This window comes from Streptomyces syringium, assembly GCF_017876625.1.
GTDB lineage: Bacteria > Actinomycetota > Actinomycetes > Streptomycetales > Streptomycetaceae > Streptomyces > Streptomyces syringius.
Genome location: NZ_JAGIOH010000001.1, coordinates 4,247,158 through 4,272,385, shown reverse-complemented (window position 1 = coordinate 4,272,385; position 25,228 = coordinate 4,247,158). Strand labels below are relative to the sequence as shown.

The following is a 25,228-nucleotide window of genomic DNA, read 5'->3' as shown; positions in this document are numbered from 1 at the left end:
CTTCCCGGCTACTTCGTGAGCAGGCCCTTGTCCTTGAGGTAGCGCGCGGCGACATCCGCGGGCTTCAGCCGCTCCGCGTCGACCTTCTTGTTGAGTTCGGTGAGATCGGCCGTGGTCAGCACCCTGCTGAGCTTCCCGAGCGCGTCCGCGATCTTCTGCGAACCGGCCTTCTCCGCATTCACCACCGGCAGTACGTTGTCGGCGTTCTGGAGCTTCTTGTCGTCCTCGAGGAGAACAAGGCCGAACTGTTCGAGGGTGGCGTCCGTGGTGGTGGTGAGGACCATCTGGTCCTTGCCGTCCTTGACCGCCTGCTTGGCCTGGGTGCTGCCGACCTCCAGCGGGTCGATACCGGTGACGTCGATGCCGTAGGTCTTCTCCAGACCCGGCTGGCAGAAGGGCCGCTGTGAGCATTCGTCGCCCGCCGCGAGCTTGATCTTCTGCTTCGATTTCCCCAGGTCGGAAAGGGTTTTGAGGTGGTGCTCGGCGGCAAAGTCCCGGCTGACGGCGAAGGCGTTCTGATCGACCGCCCGACCGGGGTCGAGCACCTTCAGTCCGCGCGGCTCGGCGAGTTTCCGAAGGGCCTTCACGGTGGCGTCGGCATCGGCCGAGGCGACCGGGGCGGCGTCCTTACCGTTCTGCTTCTTGTTCAGGAATTCGGCGAGCGTCGCCGCATACTCCGGGACCACATCGATCTGGCCCTTCTCCAGGGCCGGTTCATACAGCTCACGGGCGTCGACCGTCTTGATGCGCGTCGAATATCCGGCGTCCTTGAGCAGCCCCGCGTATATCTCCGCGAGCAGCTTGGACTCGGTGAAGGACGCGGATCCGATCACCAGTGAGCCCTGGCCCGGCTTGGCCGAACCACCACCACCGCCGGACTTCTCCAGACTGTCGCCGCCACAGGCCGTCAGGCCCGCGGCCAGGGCGGTGGCGCCGGCCACGGCCAGCAGGGCGCGGGTGGTCCGCGCGGGGCGCGAGGTCCAGCTCATGGGGCACTCCATCCACTTCGGCCGAACGTCCGCCGGGGCGGACGCGCGGGTGATCAGACGTCAAAACGGCAGCATCGCAGGGACACGGCGCCGTGTCAGGCGGGGCTTCCCACCGGGGCCGGCGCCTCGGCGGGGGCCGCCGGGCCACGGCCGCCGGTCTTCCGGTCCGCTATGCGCGTACGGCGGCGGCGCGGGTCCAGCAGCCGCTCCACGGCCACGAACGCCCCCTCGACCAGCAGGGCGAGCGCGGCCACCAGCAGGGCCCCGGACACCACCTGCGCGGTGTCGGTGAGCCGGAAACCGGCGGTGATGATCCGGCCGAGACCGCCGCCGCCGGGCAGTGCGGCCAGCGTGGTGGTGGCCACGACCTGTACGGCCGCGGTCCGGACGCCGGTGAGGATCAGCGGGAAGGCGAGCGGCAGCTCGACCCGGCCGATGAGCTGGCGGCCCGTCATGCCCATTCCGCGGGCTGCCTCGACCACGTCCCGGTCGACCTCGCGCATGCCCACGTACGCGTTGGTCAGCAGTGGTGGGATGGCGAACAGCACCAGCGCGATGATGGTCGGCCAGGACCCGTGCGTACCGAGCGGGCTGAGGAGCAGCAGCACCAGCACGGCGAAGGTGGGCACGGCGCGGCCCGCGTTGGAGATGTTCACCGCGAGCGCGCCGCCCTTGCCCACATGGCCCAGCAGCACGGCGACGGGCAGGGCGATGGCGCAGGAGATCGCCAGGCACACCACGGTCAGGAACAGGTGCTCGCCGAGGCGGTGCCAGACGCCGTCCGCGCCGGACCAGTGCGCGCCGGTGGTCAGCCACGTCCAGGTGTTCGCGATGACGCTCATCAGGCCGCCGCCTTCTTCCGCTTGCCGGCCCGCGCCCAGGGCGTCAGCAGCCGCTGCACGAGCAGCAGGGCGAGGTCCGCGAGGACCGCGAGGGCCACGCACAGCGCCGAGGCGGTGAGCACCTGCGCCTTGAAGAAGCTGTGCATGCCCTCGTAGATGAGATTGCCCAGACCGCCGTAGCCGATGATCGCGCCGACGGTGGTGAGGGAGACCGTGGAGACCGTAGTGATCCGCAGGCCCGCCATCAGGGCGGGCAGCGCGAGGGGGAGCTCGACGCCGAACAGCAGCCGCACCGGCCCGTACCCCATGCCGCGGGCGGCCTCCCGGGCCTCCTCGGGCACCGAGGCGAGCCCGGCCAGGATGTTCCGCACGAGGATCGTCAGCGAATAGAGCACCAGGCCCGTGACCACGACCGCCACCGACAGCCCGAAGACCGGCACCAGCAGCGAGAACATCGCCAGCGAGGGGACGGTGTAGAGAATCGTGGTCAGCCCGAGCACCGGTCCCGCCACGCCGCGCCATCTGCGGGCCAGCAGGGCCAGCGGAAAGGCGACGAGCAGCCCGATGGCGACCGACGCGAGCGTGATCCCGACGTGCTGGAGAGTGGCGTCGGTCAACTCCTGACCGCGCGTGCGCACATATTCGCCGCAGATCCACTCATTGGTGATCAGACAGTTCTGGCCCGCCATCCGCCCTCACCTCCCCCTGGCCCTTGACCCTCGGTTACTGGCGACCCTAACCCCGCGCACTGACATTCGACTGCGGCCGCCACACAACGGCAACAATGTCCGTCAGGAGTACGGCCAGAATGGGGAAGCATGATCCGCTTCGAGCACGTCACCAAGCGCTACGCCGATGGCACGACCGCCGTGGACGACCTGTCGTTCGAGGTGGCGGAGGGTGAGCTGGTCACGCTCGTCGGGCCCTCCGGCTGCGGCAAGACCACCACGATGAAGATGGTCAACCGGCTGATCGAGCCGACCAGCGGCCACATCCACCTCGACGGCGAGGACATCGCCACGGTCGATCCCGTGGAGCTGCGCCGCCGCATCGGCTACGTCATCCAGCAGGTCGGCCTCTTCCCGCACAAGACCGTGCTGGACAACACCGCGACCGTCCCGCATCTGCTGGGCTGGCAGCGCAAGAAGGCCCGCGCCCGCGCGGCCGAGCTGCTGGACCTCGTCGGCCTCGACCCGTCCGTCTACGGCGACCGCTACCCCGATCAGCTCTCCGGCGGGCAGCGGCAGCGGGTCGGTGTGGCGCGCGCCCTGGCCGCCGACCCGCCCGTGCTCCTGATGGACGAACCCTTCGGCGCGGTCGACCCCGTCGTCCGCGAGCACCTCCAGAACGAGTTCCTGCGGCTGCAGTCCCAGGTCCGCAAGACCGTCCTGTTCGTCACGCACGACATCGAGGAGGCCGTCCGCCTCGGTGACCGCATCGCGGTCTACGGCAACGGACGCATCGAGCAGTTCGACCCGCCGGCGGCGGTCCTCGGCGCCCCCGCCACGCCCTACGTCGCCGACTTCGTCGGGGCCGACCGCGGCCTCAAGCGCCTGTCGGTGACCTCCATCGAGCCCGGCGACCTGGAACAGCCCCCGGTCGTCCACCTCGACGACCGGATCGTCACGGCCGCCGCCCGGCTGGCCGCGGAGGGCGCGCGCTGGGCCGTCGTCCTGGACGACGCGGACCATCTGCACGGCTGGGTCTCCGCCGACGCGCTGACCGGCCCCGCCGACGGCACCGTCCGGCAGCACTCGCGGCGCATGGACGCCTGGCTGCCCGTGGGGGCGTCGCTCAAGCAGGCGTTCAGCACGATGCTCCAGCACGACGCCGGATGGATCGCCGTCCTCGACGGCGAGGACGCCGACCACTTCGTGGGCGTCCTCACCCCGGCGCGTCTCCACGAGGCGCTGCGACGCTCGATCGATGCGGATGCGCGGGGGGCCGCGCGGGGGGACGTGGAGCTGGAGACGATCCCCGGTCTGTGACGCCCGCACCACCGCTGCGCGGCGGTGTCCGCAGGGCGCCGGACGGGCTGCACGTGCAGCCCGTCCGGCGCTTGAGGACGCGCCCGCAGGGCGCCTACAGGCCTACGCCGCCTTGGCCGCCGTGCCGCCGTTTTCCTCGTCGTCCTCCGGAAGCTTGCAGACGCGCTCCAGGAAGAACGCCGCGGCCACCACGCACGCGCCCGCGAGCACGGACGCGCCCGCGTAGATCGCCTGGTCCCGGCGGGCCGGGACGTCCAGGCCGTCGATGAGCAGGAAGACGCCCACCCCGCCGTACATGCCCGCGACCAGCGACGCGACCAGCGCGCTCGCCTGGCCGAAGACGACCGCGCGGGCGGCCAGCAGCGGGTCGACGCCCTTGGCGCCGGGCCGCCGCTCACGCTGGGCCCGTAGCCGGGAGCGCAGCGAGAAGGCGGTCGCGGCCAGGACGACGGCGATGACCGCCAGCACGATGGGCGCCGCCACCGGCACGCTCGGCAGGGTGCCGACCGAGTCCCACAGCCGGGCGCCCGCCCAGGACAGGATCCCGGCCACCGCGAACAGCCCCACCAGCACACTGACCCGCAGTTGCTTCACTGGGTCGCTCCTCCATGATTCCTCGGCGCACCGGAACTACATGGGCCCAACGGCTACTCGGGCAGTCGAAGTTCCAGGTCGACGCGCGGATTGACGCCGTCCGTGCCGACGCCGGACAGCAGCTCGACGACCGGGCCGCGACCGGGCACCACGGCCTCCGGGTCAACGTCGTACCACGGCACCAGGACAAAAGCGCGCTCATGGACGCGCGGGTGGGGCAGCGTCAGCAGCGGGTCGTCCGACAGAACATCCTGATAGGTGACGATATCGACATCAAGGGTGCGGGGGCCCCAACGCTCGTCCCGCACACGCTCGAAGGCCTCCTCGATGGCGTGCCCGCGCTCCAGCAGCGACGCCGGCGGAAGCGTGGTCTTCACCAGCACCACCGCGTTGTAATACGTCGGCTGCGAGCCGGCGTCGACGCCCCAGGGCTGGGTCTCGTACACCGGGGAGACCGCCTTGACCCGCAGGCCCGGGGTGTCCTCCAGTGCGTCGATCGCGCCCTGCAGGGTCTCCAGGCGGTTGCCCAGGTTGCTGCCGAGCGAGATCACCGCCCGCTTGGGGTTGCTCAACGTCACATCGGCGGCGTCCACCTGCTCCACCACGGAGGCGGGCACCGGCTGCACGGTCGGGTCGCTGCTGCTCATACTCGGCTCCGGGTAATCGTGATCGTCACATCGTCGAACGGCACGGTGATCGGGGCGTCGGGCTTGTGCACGACGACCTCCACCTCCCGTACCGCTTCGTGCTTGAGGCACTGCTGGGCGATTCGCTCGGCCAGCGTCTCGATCAGGTCGACCGGCTCACCCTGCACCACGCCGACGACCTCCTCGGCCACCACGCCGTAGTGCACGGTCTTCGCGAGGTCGTCCGCGTCCGCGGCGGGCCGGGTGTCCAGACTCAGCACCAGGTCCACGATGAAGGTCTGGCCCTCCTCGCGCTCCCGGGGGAACACCCCGTGGTGCCCGCGAGCCTTCAAGCCGCGCAGCGCGACACGATCCACACGAATCACTCCTGCTGGTTGTCGGTGTGCGGGAGCGCGCCGGCCACTGCCGGCACATCGCCCGTCCCCCTGCCTTCGGCCGGGTTACCCATCTTCGAATCTACCTGCGCGCACCGACAGTGCCCGCCCACGGGTGCTATGGACAAGGAGCGCAAGCGGTGCTAGACGGGCTCCCGCCGCGCTTACCCGATGCCCTCGCGCTCCACCCCTACCCCGCCCGCAAGCAGCTCGAACGAGTGATCACATTCCCCTCACACTGACGTGCCGCCGTGACGGACCCCACGCCCCGCACGTGACGCATGCCACTGGCGCGGCACCCTCCTCGCACGCACCGGCGGCCGGATCACGCCCGCTCCGGACCGCCCGGCTCCTCGTCCTCGTCCTCCTCGTCCTCCCGGCCCGCGAGCACCGGCGAACCGTGGTGGGACCAGACCTTCCAGTCCTCCCCCACCCGCCGGAAGACGTTCGTCGCCACGACCAGCTGGCCCACCAGCGGCCCCAGCTCGCCCTCGGTCTCCGCCGGACCACCGCTGAGGATGTTCTCCGTGCAGGTCACCAGCGCCGTGTCACCGGCCACCGCCACCTCGACATCGGTGAGGAAGAACTGGATGTAGTCGGTACTCGCCATGATCAGCGCATACGAGCGGAGCACCTCGCCCCGCCCCCGCAGCACCGGCCACCCCGGGTGCACGCACGAGACGTCGACATCGGGGCTGTCCACCCACAGTTGCTCCATGGCCACCGTGTCGCCGCGCTCCACCGCCTCGTACAGCGCGGTGTTCGCCAGCTCGACCCGCTCGCTGTCCGTACGCGCTGTGCTCACCAGGCCCCCTCGGCGCCGGCCGCGGCCGCTGCGCCCTCTACGGCTCTCGCGACACGGACGGCGTCCGCGCTCGCGCCCACTTCGTGCACCCGTACCGCCCACGCGCCCTCGCGCGCCGCGAGGGCGGAGACGGCGGCCGTCGCCGCATCCCGCTCGCGGGCCGGCGGCGGGCTGCCCTCGTCCCCGGCCAGCACCCGGCCGAGGAACCGCTTCCGGGACGCGGCCACCAGCATCGGCAGCTCCAGCTCCCGGCGCAGGTGTGCCAGCCGGGCGACCAGCGCGAGATCGTGCTCGGCGTTCTTCGCGAAGCCCAGCCCCGGGTCCACCACGATCCGCCGGGGGTCGACGCCCCCGTCGACGACGGCCTCCACCCGCTCCCGCAGCTCGGCGAGCACCTCGGCGACCACGTCCCCGTAGACGGCGCGGCTGTTCATGTCTGCGCTGAAGCCGCGCCAGTGCATCACCACGAAGGGCACCTGGGCCGCGGCCACCACGGGCACCATCTGCGGATCGGCGAGTCCGCCGCTCACGTCGTTGACCAGCACCGCACCGGCCGTGACCGCCGCCTCCGCGACCGAGGCCCGCATGGTGTCCACGGACACCACCACGCCCTCGCCCGCCAGGCCGCGCACCACCGGGATCACCCGGCGCAGCTCCTCCGCCTCGTCCACCCGCGACGCCCCGGGCCGGGTGGACTCGCCGCCCACATCGACCAGGTCGGCGCCGCCCGTGACCAGGTCCAGGCCCCGCTTGACCGCCGCGGCGGTATCGAACCAGTGGCCGCCGTCGGAGAACGAATCGGGCGTGACGTTGACCACGCCCATCACCGCACAGCGGTCCCACTCCGGCAGCCCGACAGGTCCGAAACGACCGCGCAACGTACTCATGCCACCAGCCTAGGGCGTGCGGCAAAGAGAACGCCCCCTGCCCGAAAGGTCGGACAGGGGGCGTTTTCACGCACTTTTCATTCGGCGCTCACGCGGTCAGGCCGCGCGGGTGACCTCGTTCTGCGCGGGGGCGCTGTCCTCGTCCTGCTCGAAGGGCTTCGGCGGCGCCGGGCGGCGGCGCAGCAGCCGCGGCAGTTCCAGGAAGCCCTCCGCCTGCATCATCGCGAAGCCGATGCGGGGCAGATCGCGGCTGGTCGGGAAGACGATGAAGCGCGGCTCCCAGCGCGGCCGGAACTTCTCGTTGAACTTGTACAGCGACTCGATCTGGAACCAGCGCGAGAGGAAGATCAGCACCGTGCGCTGGATGCGCACCACCGGGCCCGCGCCGAGCTTGCCGCCGCGCTCCAGGGCGGAGCGGAAGAACGCGAAGTTCAGCGACATGCGCTTGATCTTGAGCTCGGGCGCCGCCTGGAGGAAGGCGACGATCAGCAGCTCGTTCATGCCCGGGTCGGCGCTGCGGTCGCGGCGCATGAGCTCCAGCGAGCTGCCCTCCGGGCCCCACGGCACGTAGTGCTGCATGGCCTTGAGGTCACCGAAGGAGACGTCCTCGCCCTCCTCCGGGTCCTTGTGGGCGGTGGCGATGACGGCGTCCAGGTCCTTCGGGTCGCCGATCCGGCCCAGCGCCATGGAGAAGCCGCGCTCGTCCTCGGTGTCGCGCCAGGCGTTGGCGGCCTTCTGGACGACCTCGAGCTCCTCGGGGCTCAGGTCCCCGACCCGGCGCACCTTGGTGCTGTAGCCGTTGCGCTCGATGCGCTTGACCATCTGGCGGACGTTGCGCATGGAGCGTCCGGAGAGGCTGAAGTCGGCCACGTCGACGATGGCCTCGTCGCCCATCTCCAGGGCGTCCAGACCGGTCTCACGGGTCCACACCTCGCCACCGGTCTCGCTGCAGCCGGCGACCGCGGGGGTCCAGGAGTGGCGCTTGGCCAGCTCCATGAACTGCTCTATCGCGCCCGGCCAGGCCTCGACGTCACCGATGGGGTCACCACTGGCGAGCATCACGCCGGAGACGACGCGGTAGGAGACGGCGGCCTTGCCGGAGGGCGAGAAGACGACGCTCTTGTCGCGGCGGAGCGCGAAGTGGCCGAGCGAGTCGCGCTCACCGTGCTTGGCGAGCAGCTCGCGCAGCCGGTCCTCGTCCTCCTCGGTGAGGACGGGCGCCGGGTACGCCGGGCGGAACGCCAGGTAGGCCGTGGTGGCCACGGTCAGCAGACCGAGGGCACCGAGGGAGTAGCCGACGGTGTAGTCGACGCCGCCGGTGTAGCGGATCGATCCTTCAAAGCCGAAGAGGCCCCAGATGACGTGCTCGATCTGCTCCAGCACCGGCGGGTCGCCGACCATCTGGTCGGGGTGCGAGCCGACGATCACCCAGCCGAGGCCGAAGCTGGCCCCGCCCATGAGGACGAAGTTGGCCACGGCCTTCCAGCGGCTGCGCGGGTCCGGCAGCGCGTTGAAGGAGCTCCGGTGGCGCAGCAGGTACGCGAAGAGCAGCAGCGAGAGGATCGTGCCGGTCGGCGAGTGGCGGTAGATCAGCTGCGCGGCGGCACCGACCGGCAGCACCACGACGGCGGCCAGCCAGGCCCGCTGCTTGGCCCGCTTGAGGCCGTGGGCCAGCATCAGCAGCAGGATGCCGACGACGATGGAACCCGCCGCGGCCAGCTGCGTCACCGTGCCGGGCAGCACCTCGGCGAGGGCGTGCACCTTGCTGATGCGGAACCGGGGGATGACCCCGGCCGCGATGTCCGCCAGGCCGATGAGGGCGCCGACCGTACCCACGACGACGGGGACATTCTCGGGCTTGGGCCCTCTGAGGATGCGCGCGAGCCCCGACAGTCGCTTGGCCCCCTCGGGAACCCCATCGGACTTTTTGCCATCTACCCTGACAGACATCTCTTCCCGTCGTCCTGTCGAGTGGACCTGCGCCGTCTGGCGGCAGCGCCCGGACTTTATGCGCCCTGTAGGACGACGGTTTCGGGGTTGAGGTTCCGCCGGGGGCCAAGCCCGGAAAGAAGTAACCATTCCGCGACTCGGGCTTCCGGTCGCTCTGGCAGAAAGCACCTCATGGGTCTCACCAGCATGGCGGTACTGCTGCTGGCCATCTCGGCCGCGGTAGTGCTCTTCGCGTTGACCATTTGGCTCTGGCCCCGTCTGGGCAAGAAGAGCATCGGATCGATCCTCGGCCGCGTCGGCATGATGCTCGCCACGCAGCTCACGCTGTTCGCGGCGATAGGCCTGTGGGCGAACCAGTCCTTCGGCTTCTACGGCTCCTGGGCCGACCTCTTCGGTCAGGTCAAGGAGGAGGGCGTCGTCGTCGACCACAGCGCCACCGGCAAGCGGGTGCAGGTCATCGGCACCCAGGCGGTGAAGGTGCCGCGCGGCGATGTGCCGCGGGTCGGCGGCAAGATCGAGAAGATCAATGTCGCGGGCGTGGACTCGAAGATCAACGGTCCGGCCTACGTCTACCTGCCGCCGGAGTACTTCCAGCCGGAGTACGCGAAGAAGAACTTTCCGGCCTCGGTCGTCCTGACCGGCTACCCGGGCACCTCCGAGGCCCTCATCAAGGGCCTGGACTACCCGGTGCGCGCGCACAAGCTCGCCAAGGCGAAGAAGATGCAGCCGACCATCCTGGTCATGCTGCGGCCGTCCGTGGTGGGCCAGCGCGACACCGAGTGCATCGACATACCCAACGGCCCCCAGGCCGAGACCTTCTTCACGAAGGACCTCCGCAAGGCGGTCTCCCAGCGTTACCGCGTCGGCGACAAGGCCGCGAACTGGGGCATCATCGGCAACTCGACCGGCGGCTACTGCGCGCTCAAGATAGCCATGCGCCACCCCGAGGCCTACAGCGCCGCCGCCTCGCTCTCCGGCTACTACAAGGCCCTCCAGGACCCCACCACCGGTTCCCTCTTCGGCGGCAGCAAGAAGCTGGAGAACGAGAACAACGTGATGTGGCGGCTGAAGAACACCAAGACCCCGCCGATCTCCATCCTGGTGACCAGCAGCGAGCAGGGCGAGCACAACTACAAGGACACCCTGAAGTTCATCAAGATGGCCAAGGACGACGCCCGCGTCTCCTCGATCATCCTCGACAGCGGCGGCCACAACTTCAACACGTGGCGCCGTGAGCTGAACCCCACCCTCCAGTGGATGGGCAGCCGCCTCAGCGCGTAGCGCCCCCGGCCCGCCTAGCGGGCCATGATCAGGCTCATCGCCTCCGCGCGGGTCGCGGGGTCACGCAGCTGGCCCCGCACCGCCGACGTCAGCGTTTTGGCACCGGGCTTCCGGATGCCCCGCATTGACATGCACATGTGCTCGCACTCGATGACCACGACCACGCCGCGCGGCTCGAGGATCTCCATCAGCGAGTCGGCGATCTGCGTCGTGAGCCGCTCCTGCACCTGCGGGCGGCGGGCGTAGACGTCCACCAGGCGGGCCAGCTTCGACAGGCCCGTTATCTTCCCGCTCGTCGCCGGGATGTAGCCGACGTGCGCCACCCCGTGGAACGGCACCAGGTGGTGCTCACAGGTGCTGTAGACCTCGATGTCCCGCACCAGCACCATCTCGTCGTGGCCGATGTCGAACGTCGTCGTCAGGACGTCCTCCGGCTCCTGCCACAGCCCCGCGAAGATCTCCTTGTACGCCCGCGCGACGCGCGCCGGCGTCTCCCGCAGACCCTCCCGGTCCGGGTCCTCCCCGACCGCGATGAGCAGCTCGCGGACCGCGTTCTCGGCCCGCTTCTCGTCGAATTCGCCGACGGGGCCCTCGATGTCCAGCGTCACCGGGTCGGTCATGGGAGTTGCCTCGTTCTCTCGTACGTTCGCACTGCGCGGCCCGGACATGCGAGATGCCGCACCTCCAGGCTAATAACCTGGGAGGTGCGGCATCCATTCCGGGCCCGTGGGGCGCCGGTCACATCCTGCTGGTCAGCTCTCCGGGGTGATGTTCCCGCCGCCGTAGGAGCGCGGGGCCTCCTCGGGGAGGTCGACCGAATCCACCGGCTGGACGCCGTTGCTCGGTGCCAGCTCCTTGGGGGAGAGCACCGGCGGGCGGGTCGACGGCGTACGACGCGAGGAACCGGTCCACGCCGGGCGGGCCGGGCGCTTCACGATGTGCTTGAAGACCTCGGCGATCTCCTCCTTGTTCAGCGTCTCCTTCTCCAGGAGGGCCAGAACCAGGTTGTCGAGAACGTCGCGGTTCTCGACGAGGATCTCCCACGCCTCGTTGTGCGCGGTCTCGATGAGCTTCTTGACCTCTTCGTCGACCAGCGCGGCGACCTCTTCCGAGTAGTCGCGCTGGTGCGCCATCTCACGGCCCAGGAACGGCTCGCTGTTGTCCGAGCCGAACTTGATCGCGCCGAGCCGCTCGGTCATGCCGTACTGCGTGACCATCGCGCGGGCCGTGGCGGTGGCCTTCTCGATGTCGTTGGCCGCACCGGTGGTCGGGTCGTGGAAGACCAGCTCCTCCGCCGCGCGGCCGCCCAGCATGTACGCCAGCTGGTCGAGCATCTCGTTGCGCGTGGTGGAGTACTTGTCCTCGTCGGGGAGGACCATGGTGTAGCCGAGCGCGCGGCCGCGGGACAGGATCGTGATCTTGTGCACCGGGTCGGAGTTCGGAGACGCCGCCGCGACCAGGGCGTGACCGCCCTCGTGGTACGCGGTGATCTTCTTCTCCTTGTCACTCATGATCCGGGTCCGCTTCTGCGGTCCGGCCACGACACGGTCGATCGCCTCGTCCAGCGAGTGGTTGTCGATCAGCTTCTTGTCGCTGCGGGCCGTGAGCAGCGCCGCCTCGTTCAGCACGTTCGACAGGTCGGCGCCGGTGAAGCCGGGCGTACGACGGGCGACCGCGCCCAGGTCGACGTCCGGGGCGACCGGCTTGCCCTTCTGGTGGACCTTGAGGATCTCCAGACGGCCCTGCATGTCCGGACGGTCGACGGCGATCTGCCGGTCGAAGCGGCCGGGGCGCAGCAGCGCGGGGTCGAGGATGTCGGGGCGGTTCGTGGCGGCGATCAGGATGACGCCGCCCTTCACGTCGAAGCCGTCCATCTCGACCAGGAGCTGGTTGAGGGTCTGCTCGCGCTCGTCGTGACCGCCGCCGAGGCCCGCGCCACGGTGCCGGCCGACGGCGTCGATCTCGTCGACGAAGACGATGGCCGGGGCGTTGGCCTTGGCCTGCTCGAACAGGTCACGGACCCGGGAGGCACCCACACCGACGAACATCTCGACGAAGTCGGAACCGGAGATCGAGTAGAACGGCACGCCCGCCTCGCCGGCGACGGCGCGCGCGAGCAGCGTCTTGCCCGTACCGGGCGGGCCGTAGAGCAGCACACCCTTGGGGATCTTGGCGCCGACGGCCTGGAACTTCGCCGGCTCCTGGAGGAACTCCTTGATCTCGTGGAGCTCCTCGACCGCCTCGTCGGACCCGGCCACATCGGCGAAGGTCGTCTTCGGGGTGTCCTTGGTGATGAGCTTGGCCTTGGACTTCCCGAAGTTCATGACCCGGGAGCCGCCGCCCTGCATCTGGTTCATCAGGAACAGGAAGACCACGACGATGAGGACGAAGGGCAGCAGCGAGAGCAGCACCCCGATGAAGGGGTTCTGCTTCGACGTGGCGATGTTGTACCCGTCGGGCAGCGTGTCCTTGTTGTCGTCGTCGGCCTTGGCCTGGAGATCCTTGGAGATCTCGACGCCCTGGTCGCCGATGTAGTTCGCCTGGATCTTGGAACTGCCCTTGACCTTCTGTCCGGGCTTGAGTTCGACCTTGACCTTGTTCTCGTCACCGGTCGTCAGCTCGGCCGATTTCACCAGGTTCTTGTCGATCGCGTTGACGACCTGACTGGTGTCCACCGACTTGTAGCCGCCGGACGAGCCGACGACCTGCATCAACACGACCACGGCGAGGACGGCCAGCACGATCCACATGACCGGCCCACGGAAGTAGCGCTTCACGTCCATCCATACGGGGCGCAAGCGCCCCGTCCCTCCTGCCACAGTGAGGCACGGCTGCCCCTGATCGGGGTGCCTGTGCGTACGGTGTTCTGCTCGACCTTGCAGTGCTTGAAAAAAATGCTTGAAACTTACTGACCTTCGGACGGTACCCCAGCATTGTCACCCGACGCTGCCGGAGACGGTCAACCAAACCGTCTTCGCATGCTCCAACGGCGGGAACCGTCGGTCGGTTCCCGCCCGTCGGACAGGGGCCCGGCCCGGGGCCGGATGGCTCAGCCGCCGTAGACGTGCGGCGCGAGCGTGCCCACGAAGGGCAGGTTGCGGTACTTCTCCGCGAAGTCGAGGCCGTAACCGACGACGAACTCGTTGGGAATGTCGAAGCCGACCCACTTGACGTCGATGGCGACCTTGGCCGCCTCCGGCTTGCGCAGCAGGGTGACGACCTTGAGGGACGCCGGCTCGCGCGAGCCCAGGTTCGACAGCAGCCACGACAGCGTCAGGCCGGAGTCGATGATGTCCTCGACGATCAGGACGTGCTTGCCCTTGATGTCGGTGTCGAGGTCCTTGAGGATCCGGACCACGCCGGAGGACTGCGTGCCCGCGCCGTACGAGGACACGGCCATCCAGTCCATGGTCACGGGCGTCGACAGCGCACGCGCCAGGTCCGCCATGACCATCACGGCGCCCTTGAGGACACCGACGATCAGCAGGTCCTTGCCCGCGTACTCCGCGTCGATCTCCGCCGCCAGCTCGGCCAGCTTCGCGTCGATCTCTTCCTTGGTGATGAGCACCGACTTGAGGTCGGTGCCCATGTCCTTGTCGTCCACCCGCGCCACTCCGCTTGTTTAAGGCTCATCCGGCTCATCCGAGGCGAGCCGAGGCTCGTTCGCTGCTCGTTCGAATCAGCCCTGCCGGAGCACCAGTCTGCCACCCTGCCTGCGAACCGCGACGCGCCCGGGCAGGTTGATGGCCCCCTGGCCGCGCCAACCGGTGATCAGCCGGTCGACTTCCTCGATGTGCCGGGCGAAGAGCGAACCGGCCGGGGAGCCCGCCGAAATGGCCGCGCGGCGCAGCACACGGCGGCGGACCGCGGGGGGCAGCCGGTAGAGCTTCGCGGCCTCCAGGGCGCCCGTCTCGTCGCGCACGGAGGGCTCGACGTCGGCGGCCCAGGCGTCGAGGGCGTCCGCGTCGTCCCGGGAGAGCCGGGCGGTGCGGGCGAGGGCCTCGACGACGCCCTTGCCGAGCGCCTTCTCCAGGACGGGCAGCGCCTCGTGCCGGACGCGGGAGCGGGTGTAGGCCGGGTCCTCGTTGTGCGGGTCGTCCCAGACGGGGAGCGACTGGACCATGCAGGCCTTGCGGGCGGTCTGCCGGTCCAGACCGAGGAAGGGCCTGCGGTAGCGGCCGCCGGCGCCGGAGGCGACGGCCATGCCGGACAGCGAGCGGATGCCCGAGCCGCGGGCGAGCCCGAGCAGCACGGTCTCCGCCTGGTCGTCCCGGGTGTGGCCGAGGAGCACCGCGGCGGCGCCGTGGCGCTCGGCGACGGCGTCCAGGGCGGCGTAGCGGGCGTCACGGGCGGCGGCCTCGGGGCCGCCCTCCCTGCCCACGGTGACCGTCACGGCCTCGACGGGGTCGAGACCGAAGGCGGCGAGACGGCTGACGACCTCCGCGGCGCGGAGGTCCGAGCCGTGCTGGAGGCCGTGGTCGACGGTGACCCCGCCGGCCCGGACCCCGAGCCTCGGGGCCTCGAAGGCGAGGGCGGAGGCGAGCGCCATGGAGTCGGCGCCGCCGGAGCAGGCGACGAGGACGAGCGGCCGGCGGTCCCCGGAGGGCACGGCGGCGGGCGGAGCGAGGGTGAGGACGTCGTGGAGTACGCGGCGGACCGCCAGGCGTATCGCGGCGACCGCGGGATGTGGACCCATGTCCCTGTGTCCAATCGTTCCAATGGAGGGGGTTCGGAGCTGTACGAGCTTCGAGCATCAGTCACGCTGTGTGCGTCGATGGTGACAGAAGCGAGCCTTTACCCGAGCATCGCACGCCCACCCTTGGCTCACGGTCCCTCGGACGGGTGATTACGGGGGCGTTCATCCCACAGGGGGCGTGTTCGAATTACTTCTCGGATTTGCGGTGCACTCGCGTGACCCAGTCCGCGGGTTTGGCGATCTCCGCCTTGGTCGGGAGCGTGTTGGGCGAAGTCCATACGCGGTTGAACCCGTCCATACCGACCTCGTCGACCACGGCGCGCACAAATCGCTCGCCGTCGCGGTACTGCCGGAGTTTCGCATCCAGCCCGAGCAGCTTGCGAAGCGCCGCGTCCAGCCGGCCGGCGCCGCGCGCCCGCCGCTGCTGGAACTTCTCCCGGATCTCCGTCACCGACGGCACGACCTGCGGCCCCACGCCGTCCATCACGTAGTCGGCGTGCCCCTCCAGCAGCGACATCACGGCCGTCAGCCGGGCCAGGATCTCCCGCTGCGCGGGCGTCTGGACCAGATCCACGATGCTGGGCGCCCCGCTGTCCTCGCCCTCCGGCCGCCCGCCCGCCAGCGACTGGGCGGCCTCGCGCAGCCGCTCCAGCAGCGTCGCCGGGTCGACCTCGGTCTCCCCCAGGAACGACTGGATCTCGCCCTCGATGTGGGCGCGCAGCCAGGGCACGGCCGTGAACTGCGTCCGGTGCGTCTCCTCGTGCAGGCACACCCACAGCCGGAAGTCGTGCGGGTCCACTTCGAGCTCGCGCTCCACGTGGACGATGTTCGGCGCGACGAGCAGCAGCCGGCCGCCGGCCGCGCCGGGGAGATCACCGGTGCCCGGGGCGAACGTCTCGTACTGGCCGAGCACCCTGGACGCCAGGAACGACAGCAGCATCCCCAGCTCGACACCGGTCACCTTGCCGCCGACGGCACCGAGCACGGCCGTGCCCGTACCGCTGCGGCGGTCCTGCATCTTCTCCAGCAGCGGCCCGAGGATCGCCCGGAACCCCTCGACGTTCGCCTTGATCCACCCGGCCCGGTCCACGACGAGCACGGGGGTGTCACCCGCGAAGGCGTCACCGTCCTTGACCGGCGGTGCCATTCGCGTGAACGCGCGAACGTGCCCCTCCGACGCCTTCGCGTGCCGCCGCAGCTCGGCGACGATCGCCCGCGCCTCGTCCCGGCTCACGTCCGGCCCCGGCCGCACGAGCCGGGTCGCGGTCGCCACCGCGAGCTTCCAGTCGACCATCTCCGCACCACCGAGGCTTGTCATGTCTTTCACGGTACGGGTTACGCGCGGCTGGCGGTTAGGGGTTCGGGCCTTGGCCCCGTGACCACCTCCCGTGGTGGGTGGGAAAAAACAAACCCGCTGTGGCCCGGCGCCGACCTGACAGCGCCCCGCGCAGCGGACACCGCAGCGGGAAACGGTCAACGGCAGCCGCAGCCGCAGCCGGCCACCGCGGTCGCCAGCCGGTCCAAGGCCCGCTGCGCCCCGTCAGGGTCACCCGTGCCGGAGGTCAGGAACGCGAAGGCCAGCAGCCGGCCGTCCGCGTCCACCGCCGTGCCCGCCAGGGAGTTCACCCCCGTCAGCGTGCCCGTCTTGGCGCGGACGAGGCCTCGCCCGGCCTCGTCCGCGTAACGCGCGCGCAGCGTTCCGCTGAAGCCAGCCACCGGCAGGCCCGTCAGGACCGGGCGCAGCTCCGGATGATTGGGGTCCGCCGCGCGGGCGAGGAGTTGGGAGAGGAGCGCCGCCGAGACCTGGTCGGCGCGGTCGAGGCCGCTGCCGTCGGCGATGCGGGCCCCGGACATGGGGAGGCCGAGCTTGGTCAGGCGGTCGGTGACGGCCTTCGCGGCGCCCTCGAAGCTCGCCGGTTGGCCGGAGGCGAGCGCGGTCTGTCGGGCGAGGGCCTCGGCGATGTCGTTGTCGCTGTTGGTGAGGGCCCGCTCGACCAGGGCGGACAGCGGTGGGGAGGAGACCACGGCAAGACGTTCAGCCTTCGCCGGTGCCGAGCCGCCGGACGGGTCGCCGTCGATCCCGACGCCCCGCTCGCGCAGCAGGGAGGCGAACTCACCCGCCGCGTCGGCGGCCGGGTCGGCGCTGCGCTCGGCGGGGCCGCGGTCGGAGTCGTCCTGCCGACCCTCGTCGATCATGAGCGCGCTCATGGGGGCGATGTTCTCGTTCGGACCGATGACGTGCTGCGCGGGCCCGGAGTAGCGGGAGGTGTCGTACGTGAGCTTGGTGCGGGTGGTGCCGCGTGCCTTCAGGGCGCGGGCCGTGGCGTCCGCCAGCGTCCGCAGGCTCGCGTCCGCCGTGCCCTGCCGGGCCGTGAGCGTCGGGTCGCCGCCGCCGACGAGCACGATGCCGTCCTTGCCCGTCACCACGGTCGTGTCGATGCGGTGGTCGGGGCCGAGCGCGGAGAGCGCGGCGGCCGCCGTGGCCAGCTTGACCGTGGAGGCGGGGGTGTAGGCGGTGTCCTGGTCGGCGCCGTAGAGCTGTTCGCCGGTGGCGACGTCGACCACGGAGGCCGAGCGGTCGGGGCCCAGACCGCCGTCTTCGAGCAGCGGCTTCAGCGTGCCGGTCAGACCGTCCCGGGTGGGTGCCGGGGCGGCGGCGCGGCCGGACTTTCCGCCCGGGGCGCCGGGCTGCCCGCCGAGGGGGGCGAGGACGGGGGCCGCGAGGGGGTGGCGGGGCCCGGCGTGACGCTCGCCACCCGTCGCCGGTACCGCGGCGGCGCGGGCGCGCTCGGCCTTACGCTGACCCGAGTCCCAGGGACCGGCGGCCGCCACCGCGCCGGTCGCGACCACGAGGCCCGTCACGGCGGAAGCCGCGACGAACCGCACGGTCCGGCGCTGCTCCCGTGGGGCGTTCCGCCACCACCTGAACTGCCACGTTCTGGCCTCAGGCACGACGGACCAGCCCCTTTCGCCACCACACACCTGCGTGAGGGACACTTAATCACTGCGCTTCACCGAGAGCACGGCACCCGCACCCGGTAGCGCGAAGCACCCAGACGCATGTGTTGATCATGAAGGAGCCACCCGTGGAGTTCGACGTCACCATCGAGATCCCGAAGGGTTCGCGGAACAAGTACGAGGTGGACCACGAGACCGGTCGCATCCGTCTGGACCGCCGACTCTTCACCTCGACCAGCTACCCGGCCGACTACGGCTTCGTCGAGAACACCCTCGGTGAGGACGGCGACCCGCTGGACGCCCTCGTCATCCTGGACGAGCCCACCTTCCCGGGCTGCCTCATCAAGTGCCGCGCCATCGGCATGTTCCGCATGACGGACGAGGCCGGCGGCGACGACAAGCTGCTCTGCGTCCCCGCGTCGGACCCGCGCGTGGAGCACCTGCGCGACATCCACCACGTGTCGGAGTTCGACCGCCTCGAGATCCAGCACTTCTTCGAGGTCTACAAGGACCTCGAGCCCGGCAAGTCCGTCGAGGGCGCCGACTGGGTCGGCCGCGCCGAGGCCGAGGCGGAGATCGAGGCCTCGTACAAGCGCCTCGAGGCCGCGGGCGGCTCGCACCACTGAGTGCACTGTCCTCAAGCGCCGGACGGGCTGAATGCAGCCCGTCCGGCGCTTGAGGACCGGGGTCCGGGGGCGGAGCCCCGCCTAGAATCCTCTCGTCCGCTTAGCCGCACGGCGCCCCGGCGCAGGCGGGCCCGGGACCTTGAGGAAGAGCCGGGCGATCTCGGAGCCCAGGTTCACCCCGATGGCGATGGCCAGGGCCAGCGCGGCGGCCTTCGTGAGGCTCGCGATGCCGGCGTTCAGTTCGTTCTTCGCGAAGTTCAGCAGCGCGAAGTACGTGGCACTACCGGGCAGCAGCGGGCCGATGGCCGCCGTCACGTACGGCAGCGCGGACGCGTACCGGTAGCGGGACAGCAGCTGGCCGAAGAGGCCGACGACCCCGGCGGCGATGGCCGTGGCGGGCACCGGGTCCATCTCGGCCGTGTCGGCGAGGGCCGCGTAGATGACCCAGGCGACGCCGCCGTTGACCGTGGCCCACAGCACGGTGTGACGTTCCTGCTGGAGCAGTACCGCGAAGGCCAGGGCCAGCAGCATGGCCGCGATGATCTGGATGAGGGGCCGCTCCACGTGCTCCAGCGCGGCCTCGGGGTCGAGCGTCCCCGCGCCGCCGATGTGCACGCCCCCGTAGAGGACCATCAGCACGCCGCAGACGATGCCCGCGATGAGGTAGCCGACCTCCAGGAGCCGGGCGGCGGCGGTGATGTAGTAGCCGGTCAGGCCGTCCTGGACGCCCGCGACGAGGGCCCGCCCGGGGATCAGGGCGAACAGCCCGCCGGTGATCACCGCGGACGCCTGGACGTCCGGGTGGCTGGCGCTGATCGCGACACCCATCGCGGCGGGCGGCATCGCCGCCGCGACGAATTGATAGAACTCCGGCAGTCCGCGCCCCGAGGCCAGCCAGGCCAGCCGGTCGCCGAGCACCGCTCCGGCCGCCGCCGCGAGGAAGACCACGAGCCCGCCGCCGACGAGCATCGACGCGGCGCCCGCGAGCAGCCCGGAGGAGACGGTGAGCCCCCAGCCCGGGTAGGGGTGGCGGTTACGGCGGATCTCGGCGAGGCGGCCGTAGGACTCCTCCAGGGTGAGCCCCTGGGACGTGATGTCGTGGACGAGCCGGAAGACGGCGGAGAGCCGGTTGTAGTCGGTGCCGCGGCGGCGGACCGTGCGGTTGGCGGTGACCGGGTCGTCGACGAGGGACGGCTGGTAGCTCACGGTCAGCAGGGTGAACGTGACGGTCGGCTCGCAGCGGTCGAGCCCGTAGGCGTGCGCGACGCCGAACATCGCGGCCTCGACGTCCTCGGCGCCCTCACCCCCGGCGAGCAGCAGCTCGCCGATGCGCAGGGTCAGGTCGAGCACGCGGGGGACGGCGGGGCCCGCCTCGTCGGGCTTCCCGGGCCGCTCGGGGGCCGGCCGCTCCCCCACCGGCATGCGCAGCATGGTGCGCATGCGGTCCTGCCAGGGCACTTCCTTCGTGAGGTTGACCTTGGGTATGCCGTAGGGCGGCGTGAAGGCGGCGTACGGCGTCCCCTGGGTCGTGCTCGGCCCGGCGGTGCCCGGGGGCAGGGTGAAGGCCGAGCCCTCGGGCTCGGTCTCAGGCTCGGGGGCGACGCCCTCGGGCACGGCGAACTCGGAGGTGGGGTGCTCGTCCTCCGGCGGTGCCGGCAGGGGCACGCCCAGCGGCGGGGTGAAGGCGCTGTGCGCCTCGTCGGACTGCGGCTTGCGGTCCTCGCCCGCCTCCGCGTCCGAGGCGCTGCCGCCCCACTGCCGATCCGCCACCACACTGCTCCTCGTACGCCCGCCCTGTTTACGGCCACCATGCACGATCAGTGGCGCGTGTGCCCAGTGGGGGTCCGCACATGCGGACGAAAGCGCCCCGCTTCGGTCGCGACTGGGTCGGGACCGCAGCGGGGCGCTGTCGGCGAAGCGGTGCGGCGAGCGCTCAGCGCTTGGCGTGCCGGCCGCGCTGGGCCGGCGGACGACCGTCCTCGGGGCCGCCGCCGAGGGCCGGGGCGGCCTTCTTCGCCTGGGAGCGGGCGCGCAGGAACTCGATGGCGATCGGGACGACCGAGATCAGCACGATCGCGATCAGGATCGCCTCGATGTTCGTCTTGACGAACGCGACGTTGCCGAGCGCGGCGCCCAGCAGCGTGACGCCGGCGCCCCACAGGCAGCCGCCGATGATGTTGAAGATCAGGAAGGACCGGTAGTTCATCCGGACGACGCCCGCGATGATCGGCGTGAACGTCCGGATCACCGGCACGAAGCGGGCCAGCACCAGGGACTTCGGCCCGTACTTCTCGAAGAAGTCGTGGGCCTTCTCGACGTTCTCCTGTTTGAAGATCTTCGAGTCGGGGCGCTTGAAGAGCGCCGGGCCGACCTTCCGGCCGAAGAGATAGCCGGCCTGGTCACCGAGCACGGCGGCGAGCACGATGAGCAGACAGACCAGCCACAGCGGCTTGTCCAGCGTGCCCGCCGTGACCAGCAGGCCGGTCGTGAACAGGAGCGAGTCTCCCGGCAGGAAGAAGCCGATGAGCAGGCCCGACTCGGCGAAGACGATGGCCAGCACGCCGTAGAGGCCGAACTCACCGATCAGGTAGTCCGGGTCCAGCCACTGGGGGCCGAGCGCGAGGGTGGTCATGGGGGTCACGGGGACAGGCTCCTGGGTCGAGGCGCAGGCTCGTGCGAGGCCCGGGCACAGGCGGGGGGAGGCGTGTGTGCGGCCCCAAGTTATCAACGCGACCGCCCACCTCCTGGTTCCAGAGGGTTGCCGGGGCCGTACACCCGGTCGGCGCAACGTTCCGGGCCCGGCGTGCGTCTCGGTCGACATCCGGCAAAACTGCACAACACGGAGGTGCAAGCGATGGGCATCGAGGAATTCGGTGGCGGTCAGAGCCAGTCCGATGTGCTGGTGGTCACGACGAACGATGTGCCCGGCTACCGGGTCGACAAGGTCATCGGCGAGGTCTTCGGCCTCACGGTCCGCTCCCGGCACGTCGGCAGCCAGATCGGCGCGGGCCTGAAGTCCCTGATCGGCGGCGAGCTCAAGGGCCTGACCAAGACCCTGGTCGAGACCCGTAACCAGGCAATGGAGCGCCTGGTCGAGCAGGCCAGGGCCCGCGGCGCCAACGCGGTGCTGATGTTCCGCTTCGACGTGACGGAGGCGGCGGACGTCGGCACGGAGGTCTGCGCGTACGGCACGGCAGTGGTGATCTCTCAGCATTAACGATCCAGCCCGTCCGGCGATGGAGGACCGGGGCCCGGGGCGGAGCCCCGGGTCTTGACCGCGACAGTGAGGGGCACGCGCAGACCATGGCACTGCACAAAGGAACCGACAACCGGACGGACACCTCCGCACGCGGCTTCGCCGTCAACCCCTTCTACGGCGAAGCCGACCCCCTCGCCGGCATGGCGTCGGAGCCACCGCGCGACGCCCTGCCCGACGGGCCGATGCCCCCGCACGCCGCCTATCAGTTCGTCCACGACGAGCTGATGCTCGACGGCAATGCCCGGCTCAATCTGGCGACCTTCGTCACCACCTGGATGGAGCCCCAGGCCGGTGTGCTGATGGCCGAGTGCCGGGACAAGAACATGATCGACAAGGACGAGTACCCGCGCACCGCGGAGCTGGAGAAGCGCTGTGTGCGGATGCTCGCCGACCTCTGGCACGCGCCGGACCCGGCATCGGCCGTCGGCTGCTCGACCACCGGGTCGAGCGAGGCGTGCATGCTCGCCGGGATGGCCTTCAAGCGGCGCTGGGCGCTCGCGAACGCGGACCGCTATCCGTCGGGCGGCGCCCGGCCCAATCTGGTGATGGGCGCGAACGTCCAGGTCTGCTGGGAGAAGTTCTGCAATTTCTGGGAGGTCGAGGCCCGGCTGCTGCCCATGGAGGGCGACCGCTTCCACCTCGACCCCGCCGGGGCCGCGGCGCTCTGCGACGAGAACACCATCGGGGTCGTCGCCGTGCTCGGCTCGACCTTCGACGGGTCCTACGAGCCGGTGGCCGACATCTGCGCGGCGCTGGACGATCTCCAGGAGCGCACGGGCCTGGACATCCCGGTCCATGTGGACGGCGCGTCGGGCGCGATGGTCGCGCCGTTCCTCGACGAGGAGCTGGTGTGGGACTTCCGGCTGCCGCGCGTCGCGTCGATCAACACCTCCGGGCACAAGTACGGGCTGGTCTACCCGGGCGTGGGCTGGGCGCTGTGGCGGGACGCCGCCGCGCTGCCCGAGGAGCTGGTGTTCCGGGTCAATTACCTGGGCGGGGACATGCCGACCTTCGCGCTGAACTTCTCCCGGCCGGGCGCGCAGGTCGCCGCGCAGTACTACACCTTCGTGCGGCTGGGCCGGGAGGGCTACCGGGCGGTGCAGCGCAACACCCGTGACGTGGCCCGCACCCTGGCCGACGGGATCGAGGCGTTCGGTGACTTCCGGCTGCTGACACGCGGCGACGAACTGCCCGTCTTCGCGTTCACGACGGCCGACTCCGTCACGGACTACGACGTGTTCGACGTGTCGCGGCGGCTGCGGGAGCACGGCTGGCTGGTGCCCGCGTACACCTTCCCGCCGAACCGGGAGGATCTGTCGGTGCTGCGCGTCGTCTGCCGCAACGGCTTCTCGCGCGACCTCGCCGAGCTGTTCCTCGCCGACCTGGGCGCTCTCCTGCCGGAGCTGCGGCGACAGCCGGGACCGCTGGACCGGCCCCAGGCCGTCGCCACCGCCTTCCATCACTGAGCAGCGCGACCTTCCCTTACTGAGCGGCGCGGCCGCCTGCCCGGCTCACCGTCCCAGCCCCCGGTAGCGCCGCAGGGCGAGCGGCAGGAAGACCGCGAGCAGGAGCAGCGGCCAGGCCACCGCCATCGACAGGGCGTGCTGGGCCGCCCAGGAGCCGCCGTCCGCGCCGGGGCTGCCGAAGAGCTCCCGGACGGCGGCCGCCGTGGCCGACATCGGGTTCCACTCGGCGATGGCGCCGAGCCAGCCGGGCATGGTCTCGGCGGACGCGAAGACGTTGGAGAGGAAGCCGACGGGCCAGATGAGGATCTGCACGGCCTGGACGAGTTCGGGCTTGCCCGCCACCATCGCCAGATAGATACCGAGCCACAGCATCGCGAACCGCAGCAGGAGCAGCAGCCCCACCGCGTGGAGGGCGTTGCCGAGGCCGTCGTGCCAGCGCCAGCCCATCAGCAGCCCGACGCCGATCATCGCGAGCAGACTGAGCACCGACTGGAGCATGTCCAGGGCGCTGCGGCCGACGAGGACGGCGGAGGGGGCCATCGGCAGGGACCGGAAGCGGTCGATGACGCCCTTGTTGAGGTCCTGGGTGACGGCGACCATCGTGCCTTCCAGGCCGAAGGCCATGGTCAGCGCGAGCATGCCGGGGACGAGGAAGTCCTTGTAGTCGCCGCCGCCCGGGACGGTCATGCCGCCGCCGAGGAAGTAGGCGAACATCAGCAGCATCATGACCGGGAAGGCGAGGCCGACGAGCACCTGGACGGGCTGCCGGGCCCAGTGCGCGAGGCCGCGCCGGGTCATGGTCCAGGAGTCGGCGAGCACCCATGCCGAGGGGTGTGCCGGTGCGGGGACATGCGCGGGGGCACGGCTCATGCGGCCGCTCCTTCCTTGGCGGCGGCGTCGGCCGGTGCGGCGCCCGTGACGTGCAGGAACACCTCGTCGAGCGTCGGCCGGCGCAGCGCGATGTCCGCCGCCTCGATGCCGGACGCCGCCAGGGCCCGGACGGTCTCGGTCAGGGCGGCCATCCGGTCGGTGACCGGCGCGCTGACCATCCGGCGGTCGGGGTCGGTGGTGACCGCGGCCGCGCGGGCGGCCATGGCCACGACGGATCCGGCGGCGGCCAGTTGGCCGGCGTCGCGCACGACGACGTCGATGCGGTCGCCGCCGAGCCGGGCCTTGAGCTCGTCGGGGGAGCCCGCCGCGATGACCTTGCCGGTGTCGACGACGGAGATCCGGTCGGCGAGCTGGTCGGCCTCCTCCAGGTACTGGGTGGTCAGCAGCACGGTCGTGCCGCCGCCGACCAGGGAGCGCACCGATTCCCACACCTCGTTGCGGCCGCGCGGGTCGAGGCCGGTGGTGGGCTCGTCGAGGAAGAGCACCTCGGGGGCCAGGATCAGCGCGGCGGCGAGGTCGAGGCGGCGGCGCATGCCGCCGCTGTAGCGGCCGACGGGCTTGCGCCCGGTGTCGGCCAGGTCGAACCGCTCCAGCAGCTCCCCGGCGCGGGCGGCGGCCCGGCGGGGGCCGAGGTGATAGAGCCTGCCGAACATGTCGAGGTTCTGACGGCCGCTCAACTCCTCGTCCACGGCGGCGTGCTGGCCGAGCAGGCCGATGCGCCGACGGACCTCGTCGGGGTGGCGCAGTACGTCGCGTCCGGCCACCTCGGCCCGCCCGGCGTCGGGTCGCAGCAGGGTGGCGAGGACGCGGACGGCCGTGGTCTTACCGGCCCCGTTGGGGCCGAGCAGCCCGTGGACGGTGCCGCGCGGGACGGTGAGGTCCAGGCCGTCCAGTGCTTGTTTCTTTCCGTAGGTCTTCCGCAGTCCTTCGACAACGATCGCGTGATCGGTGTCAGTCAATGCGCCCTCCTCCGTT

Annotated in this window: 24 protein-coding genes; 5 read left to right on the top strand and 19 right to left on the bottom strand. The window is 70.9% G+C overall.

The window, feature by feature from the left end; translation table 11 throughout:
- Positions 1-8: 8 nt before the first annotated feature.
- The 3 genes from JO379_RS19040 to JO379_RS19030 form a co-directional block, all read right to left on the bottom strand.
- Entirely contained in the window at positions 9-989 is a 981-nt protein-coding gene (locus JO379_RS19040; RefSeq protein WP_130878296.1) for an ABC transporter substrate-binding protein, read from the bottom strand.
- A gap of 95 nt (positions 990-1,084) precedes the next feature.
- On the bottom strand, positions 1,085-1,831 hold the full coding sequence (locus tag JO379_RS19035; protein WP_130878297.1) for an ABC transporter permease: 747 nt from the start codon (positions 1,829-1,831) through the stop codon (positions 1,085-1,087).
- On the bottom strand, positions 1,831-2,520 hold the full coding sequence (locus JO379_RS19030) for an ABC transporter permease (protein ID WP_209516008.1): 690 nt from the start codon (positions 2,518-2,520) through the stop codon (positions 1,831-1,833). Before JO379_RS19030 ends, JO379_RS19035 begins: the two co-directional genes overlap by 1 nt.
- 129 nt (positions 2,521-2,649) lie before the next feature.
- Here JO379_RS19030 and JO379_RS19025 point away from each other — a divergent pair, with 129 nt between their 5' ends.
- Positions 2,650-3,819: an ABC transporter ATP-binding protein gene (locus JO379_RS19025; protein ID WP_130878299.1), complete on the top strand. Its 1,170-nt coding sequence runs from the start codon at positions 2,650-2,652 to the stop codon at positions 3,817-3,819.
- 102 nt (positions 3,820-3,921) lie between these two features.
- Here JO379_RS19025 and JO379_RS19020 read toward each other — a convergent pair whose 3' ends face one another.
- The 6 genes from JO379_RS19020 to JO379_RS18995 form a co-directional block, all read right to left on the bottom strand.
- Positions 3,922-4,413 (bottom strand): DUF3180 domain-containing protein, encoded by a 492-nt coding sequence (locus tag JO379_RS19020; RefSeq protein WP_130878300.1) that lies wholly within the window; start codon positions 4,411-4,413, stop codon positions 3,922-3,924.
- A 53-nt stretch (positions 4,414-4,466) separates the two neighbouring features.
- A complete protein-coding gene (gene folK, locus JO379_RS19015) occupies positions 4,467-5,060 on the bottom strand; it encodes a 2-amino-4-hydroxy-6-hydroxymethyldihydropteridine diphosphokinase (RefSeq protein WP_130878301.1) in 594 nt (197 codons plus the stop codon).
- Complete coding sequence (folB, locus tag JO379_RS19010; RefSeq protein WP_130878302.1) at positions 5,057-5,416, bottom strand: dihydroneopterin aldolase; 360 nt, start codon at positions 5,414-5,416, stop codon at positions 5,057-5,059. Before folB ends, folK begins: the two co-directional genes overlap by 4 nt.
- Before the next feature lie 343 nt (positions 5,417-5,759).
- Positions 5,760-6,239, bottom strand: a complete 480-nt coding sequence (locus JO379_RS19005) for a nuclear transport factor 2 family protein (RefSeq protein WP_130878303.1) — start codon at positions 6,237-6,239, stop codon at positions 5,760-5,762.
- Complete coding sequence (gene folP / locus JO379_RS19000; RefSeq protein WP_130878304.1) at positions 6,236-7,126, bottom strand: dihydropteroate synthase; 891 nt, start codon at positions 7,124-7,126, stop codon at positions 6,236-6,238. The genes JO379_RS19005 and folP overlap by 4 nt, the downstream gene beginning before the upstream one ends.
- Positions 7,127-7,222: 96 nt before the next feature.
- Positions 7,223-9,076: a phosphatidylglycerol lysyltransferase domain-containing protein gene (locus JO379_RS18995; RefSeq protein WP_130878305.1), complete on the bottom strand. Its 1,854-nt coding sequence runs from the start codon at positions 9,074-9,076 to the stop codon at positions 7,223-7,225.
- Between the two features lie 171 nt (positions 9,077-9,247).
- Here JO379_RS18995 and JO379_RS18990 point away from each other — a divergent pair, with 171 nt between their 5' ends.
- Positions 9,248-10,357, top strand: coding sequence for an alpha/beta hydrolase (locus JO379_RS18990; protein ID WP_130878306.1), 1,110 nt, complete (start codon positions 9,248-9,250; stop codon positions 10,355-10,357).
- Between the two features lie 14 nt (positions 10,358-10,371).
- Here the strand turns inward: JO379_RS18990 and folE are convergent, their stop codons facing one another.
- The 6 genes from folE to dacB all read right to left on the bottom strand — a co-directional run bounded on the left by folE (position 10,372) and on the right by dacB (position 18,005).
- Entirely contained in the window at positions 10,372-10,977 is a 606-nt protein-coding gene (gene folE / locus JO379_RS18985; protein WP_130878307.1) for a GTP cyclohydrolase I FolE, read from the bottom strand.
- A 132-nt stretch (positions 10,978-11,109) separates the two neighbouring features.
- Positions 11,110-13,140 (bottom strand): ATP-dependent zinc metalloprotease FtsH, encoded by a 2,031-nt coding sequence (gene ftsH, locus JO379_RS18980; RefSeq protein WP_130878792.1) that lies wholly within the window; start codon positions 13,138-13,140, stop codon positions 11,110-11,112.
- Between the two features lie 266 nt (positions 13,141-13,406).
- Positions 13,407-13,946, bottom strand: coding sequence for a hypoxanthine phosphoribosyltransferase (gene hpt / locus JO379_RS18975; RefSeq protein ID WP_130878793.1), 540 nt, complete (start codon positions 13,944-13,946; stop codon positions 13,407-13,409).
- Between the two features lie 90 nt (positions 13,947-14,036).
- Entirely contained in the window at positions 14,037-15,053 is a 1,017-nt protein-coding gene (gene tilS / locus JO379_RS18970; RefSeq protein ID WP_130878308.1) for a tRNA lysidine(34) synthetase TilS, read from the bottom strand.
- 187 nt (positions 15,054-15,240) lie between these two features.
- On the bottom strand, positions 15,241-16,371 hold the full coding sequence (locus tag JO379_RS18965; RefSeq protein WP_130878309.1) for an Rv3626c family coenzyme F420 biosynthesis-associated protein: 1,131 nt from the start codon (positions 16,369-16,371) through the stop codon (positions 15,241-15,243).
- Positions 16,372-16,526: 155 nt separating this feature from the next.
- Positions 16,527-18,005: a D-alanyl-D-alanine carboxypeptidase/D-alanyl-D-alanine endopeptidase gene (gene dacB / locus JO379_RS18960; protein WP_307842059.1), complete on the bottom strand. Its 1,479-nt coding sequence runs from the start codon at positions 18,003-18,005 to the stop codon at positions 16,527-16,529.
- Between the two features lie 134 nt (positions 18,006-18,139).
- On the opposite strand from dacB, the gene JO379_RS18955 reads away from it, so the two are divergent.
- Positions 18,140-18,637, top strand: coding sequence for an inorganic diphosphatase (locus tag JO379_RS18955; protein WP_130878794.1), 498 nt, complete (start codon positions 18,140-18,142; stop codon positions 18,635-18,637).
- Positions 18,638-18,718: 81 nt separating this feature from the next.
- Here JO379_RS18955 and JO379_RS18950 read toward each other — a convergent pair whose 3' ends face one another.
- Together JO379_RS18950 and JO379_RS18945 are read right to left on the bottom strand one after the other, a co-directional pair.
- Positions 18,719-20,407, bottom strand: a complete 1,689-nt coding sequence (locus JO379_RS18950; RefSeq protein ID WP_130878311.1) for a threonine/serine exporter family protein — start codon at positions 20,405-20,407, stop codon at positions 18,719-18,721.
- A 163-nt stretch (positions 20,408-20,570) separates the two neighbouring features.
- Positions 20,571-21,269, bottom strand: coding sequence for a DedA family protein (locus JO379_RS18945; RefSeq protein ID WP_130878795.1), 699 nt, complete (start codon positions 21,267-21,269; stop codon positions 20,571-20,573).
- 222 nt (positions 21,270-21,491) lie between these two features.
- Here JO379_RS18945 and JO379_RS18940 point away from each other — a divergent pair, with 222 nt between their 5' ends.
- Entirely contained in the window at positions 21,492-21,854 is a 363-nt protein-coding gene (locus JO379_RS18940; RefSeq protein WP_130878312.1) for a YbjQ family protein, read from the top strand.
- A gap of 86 nt (positions 21,855-21,940) precedes the next feature.
- Positions 21,941-23,362 (top strand): glutamate decarboxylase, encoded by a 1,422-nt coding sequence (gene gad, locus JO379_RS18935; RefSeq protein ID WP_209516002.1) that lies wholly within the window; start codon positions 21,941-21,943, stop codon positions 23,360-23,362.
- 45 nt (positions 23,363-23,407) lie between these two features.
- Here gad and JO379_RS18930 read toward each other — a convergent pair whose 3' ends face one another.
- The gene (locus JO379_RS18930) at positions 23,408-24,232 is read right to left on the bottom strand and encodes an ABC transporter permease (RefSeq protein WP_209515999.1); all 825 of its coding nucleotides are present in this window, start codon (positions 24,230-24,232) and stop codon (positions 23,408-23,410) included.
- Positions 24,229-25,212, bottom strand: coding sequence for an ATP-binding cassette domain-containing protein (locus tag JO379_RS18925; protein ID WP_209515996.1), 984 nt, complete (start codon positions 25,210-25,212; stop codon positions 24,229-24,231). The genes JO379_RS18930 and JO379_RS18925 overlap by 4 nt, the downstream gene beginning before the upstream one ends.
- Positions 25,213-25,228 lie beyond the last annotated feature (16 nt).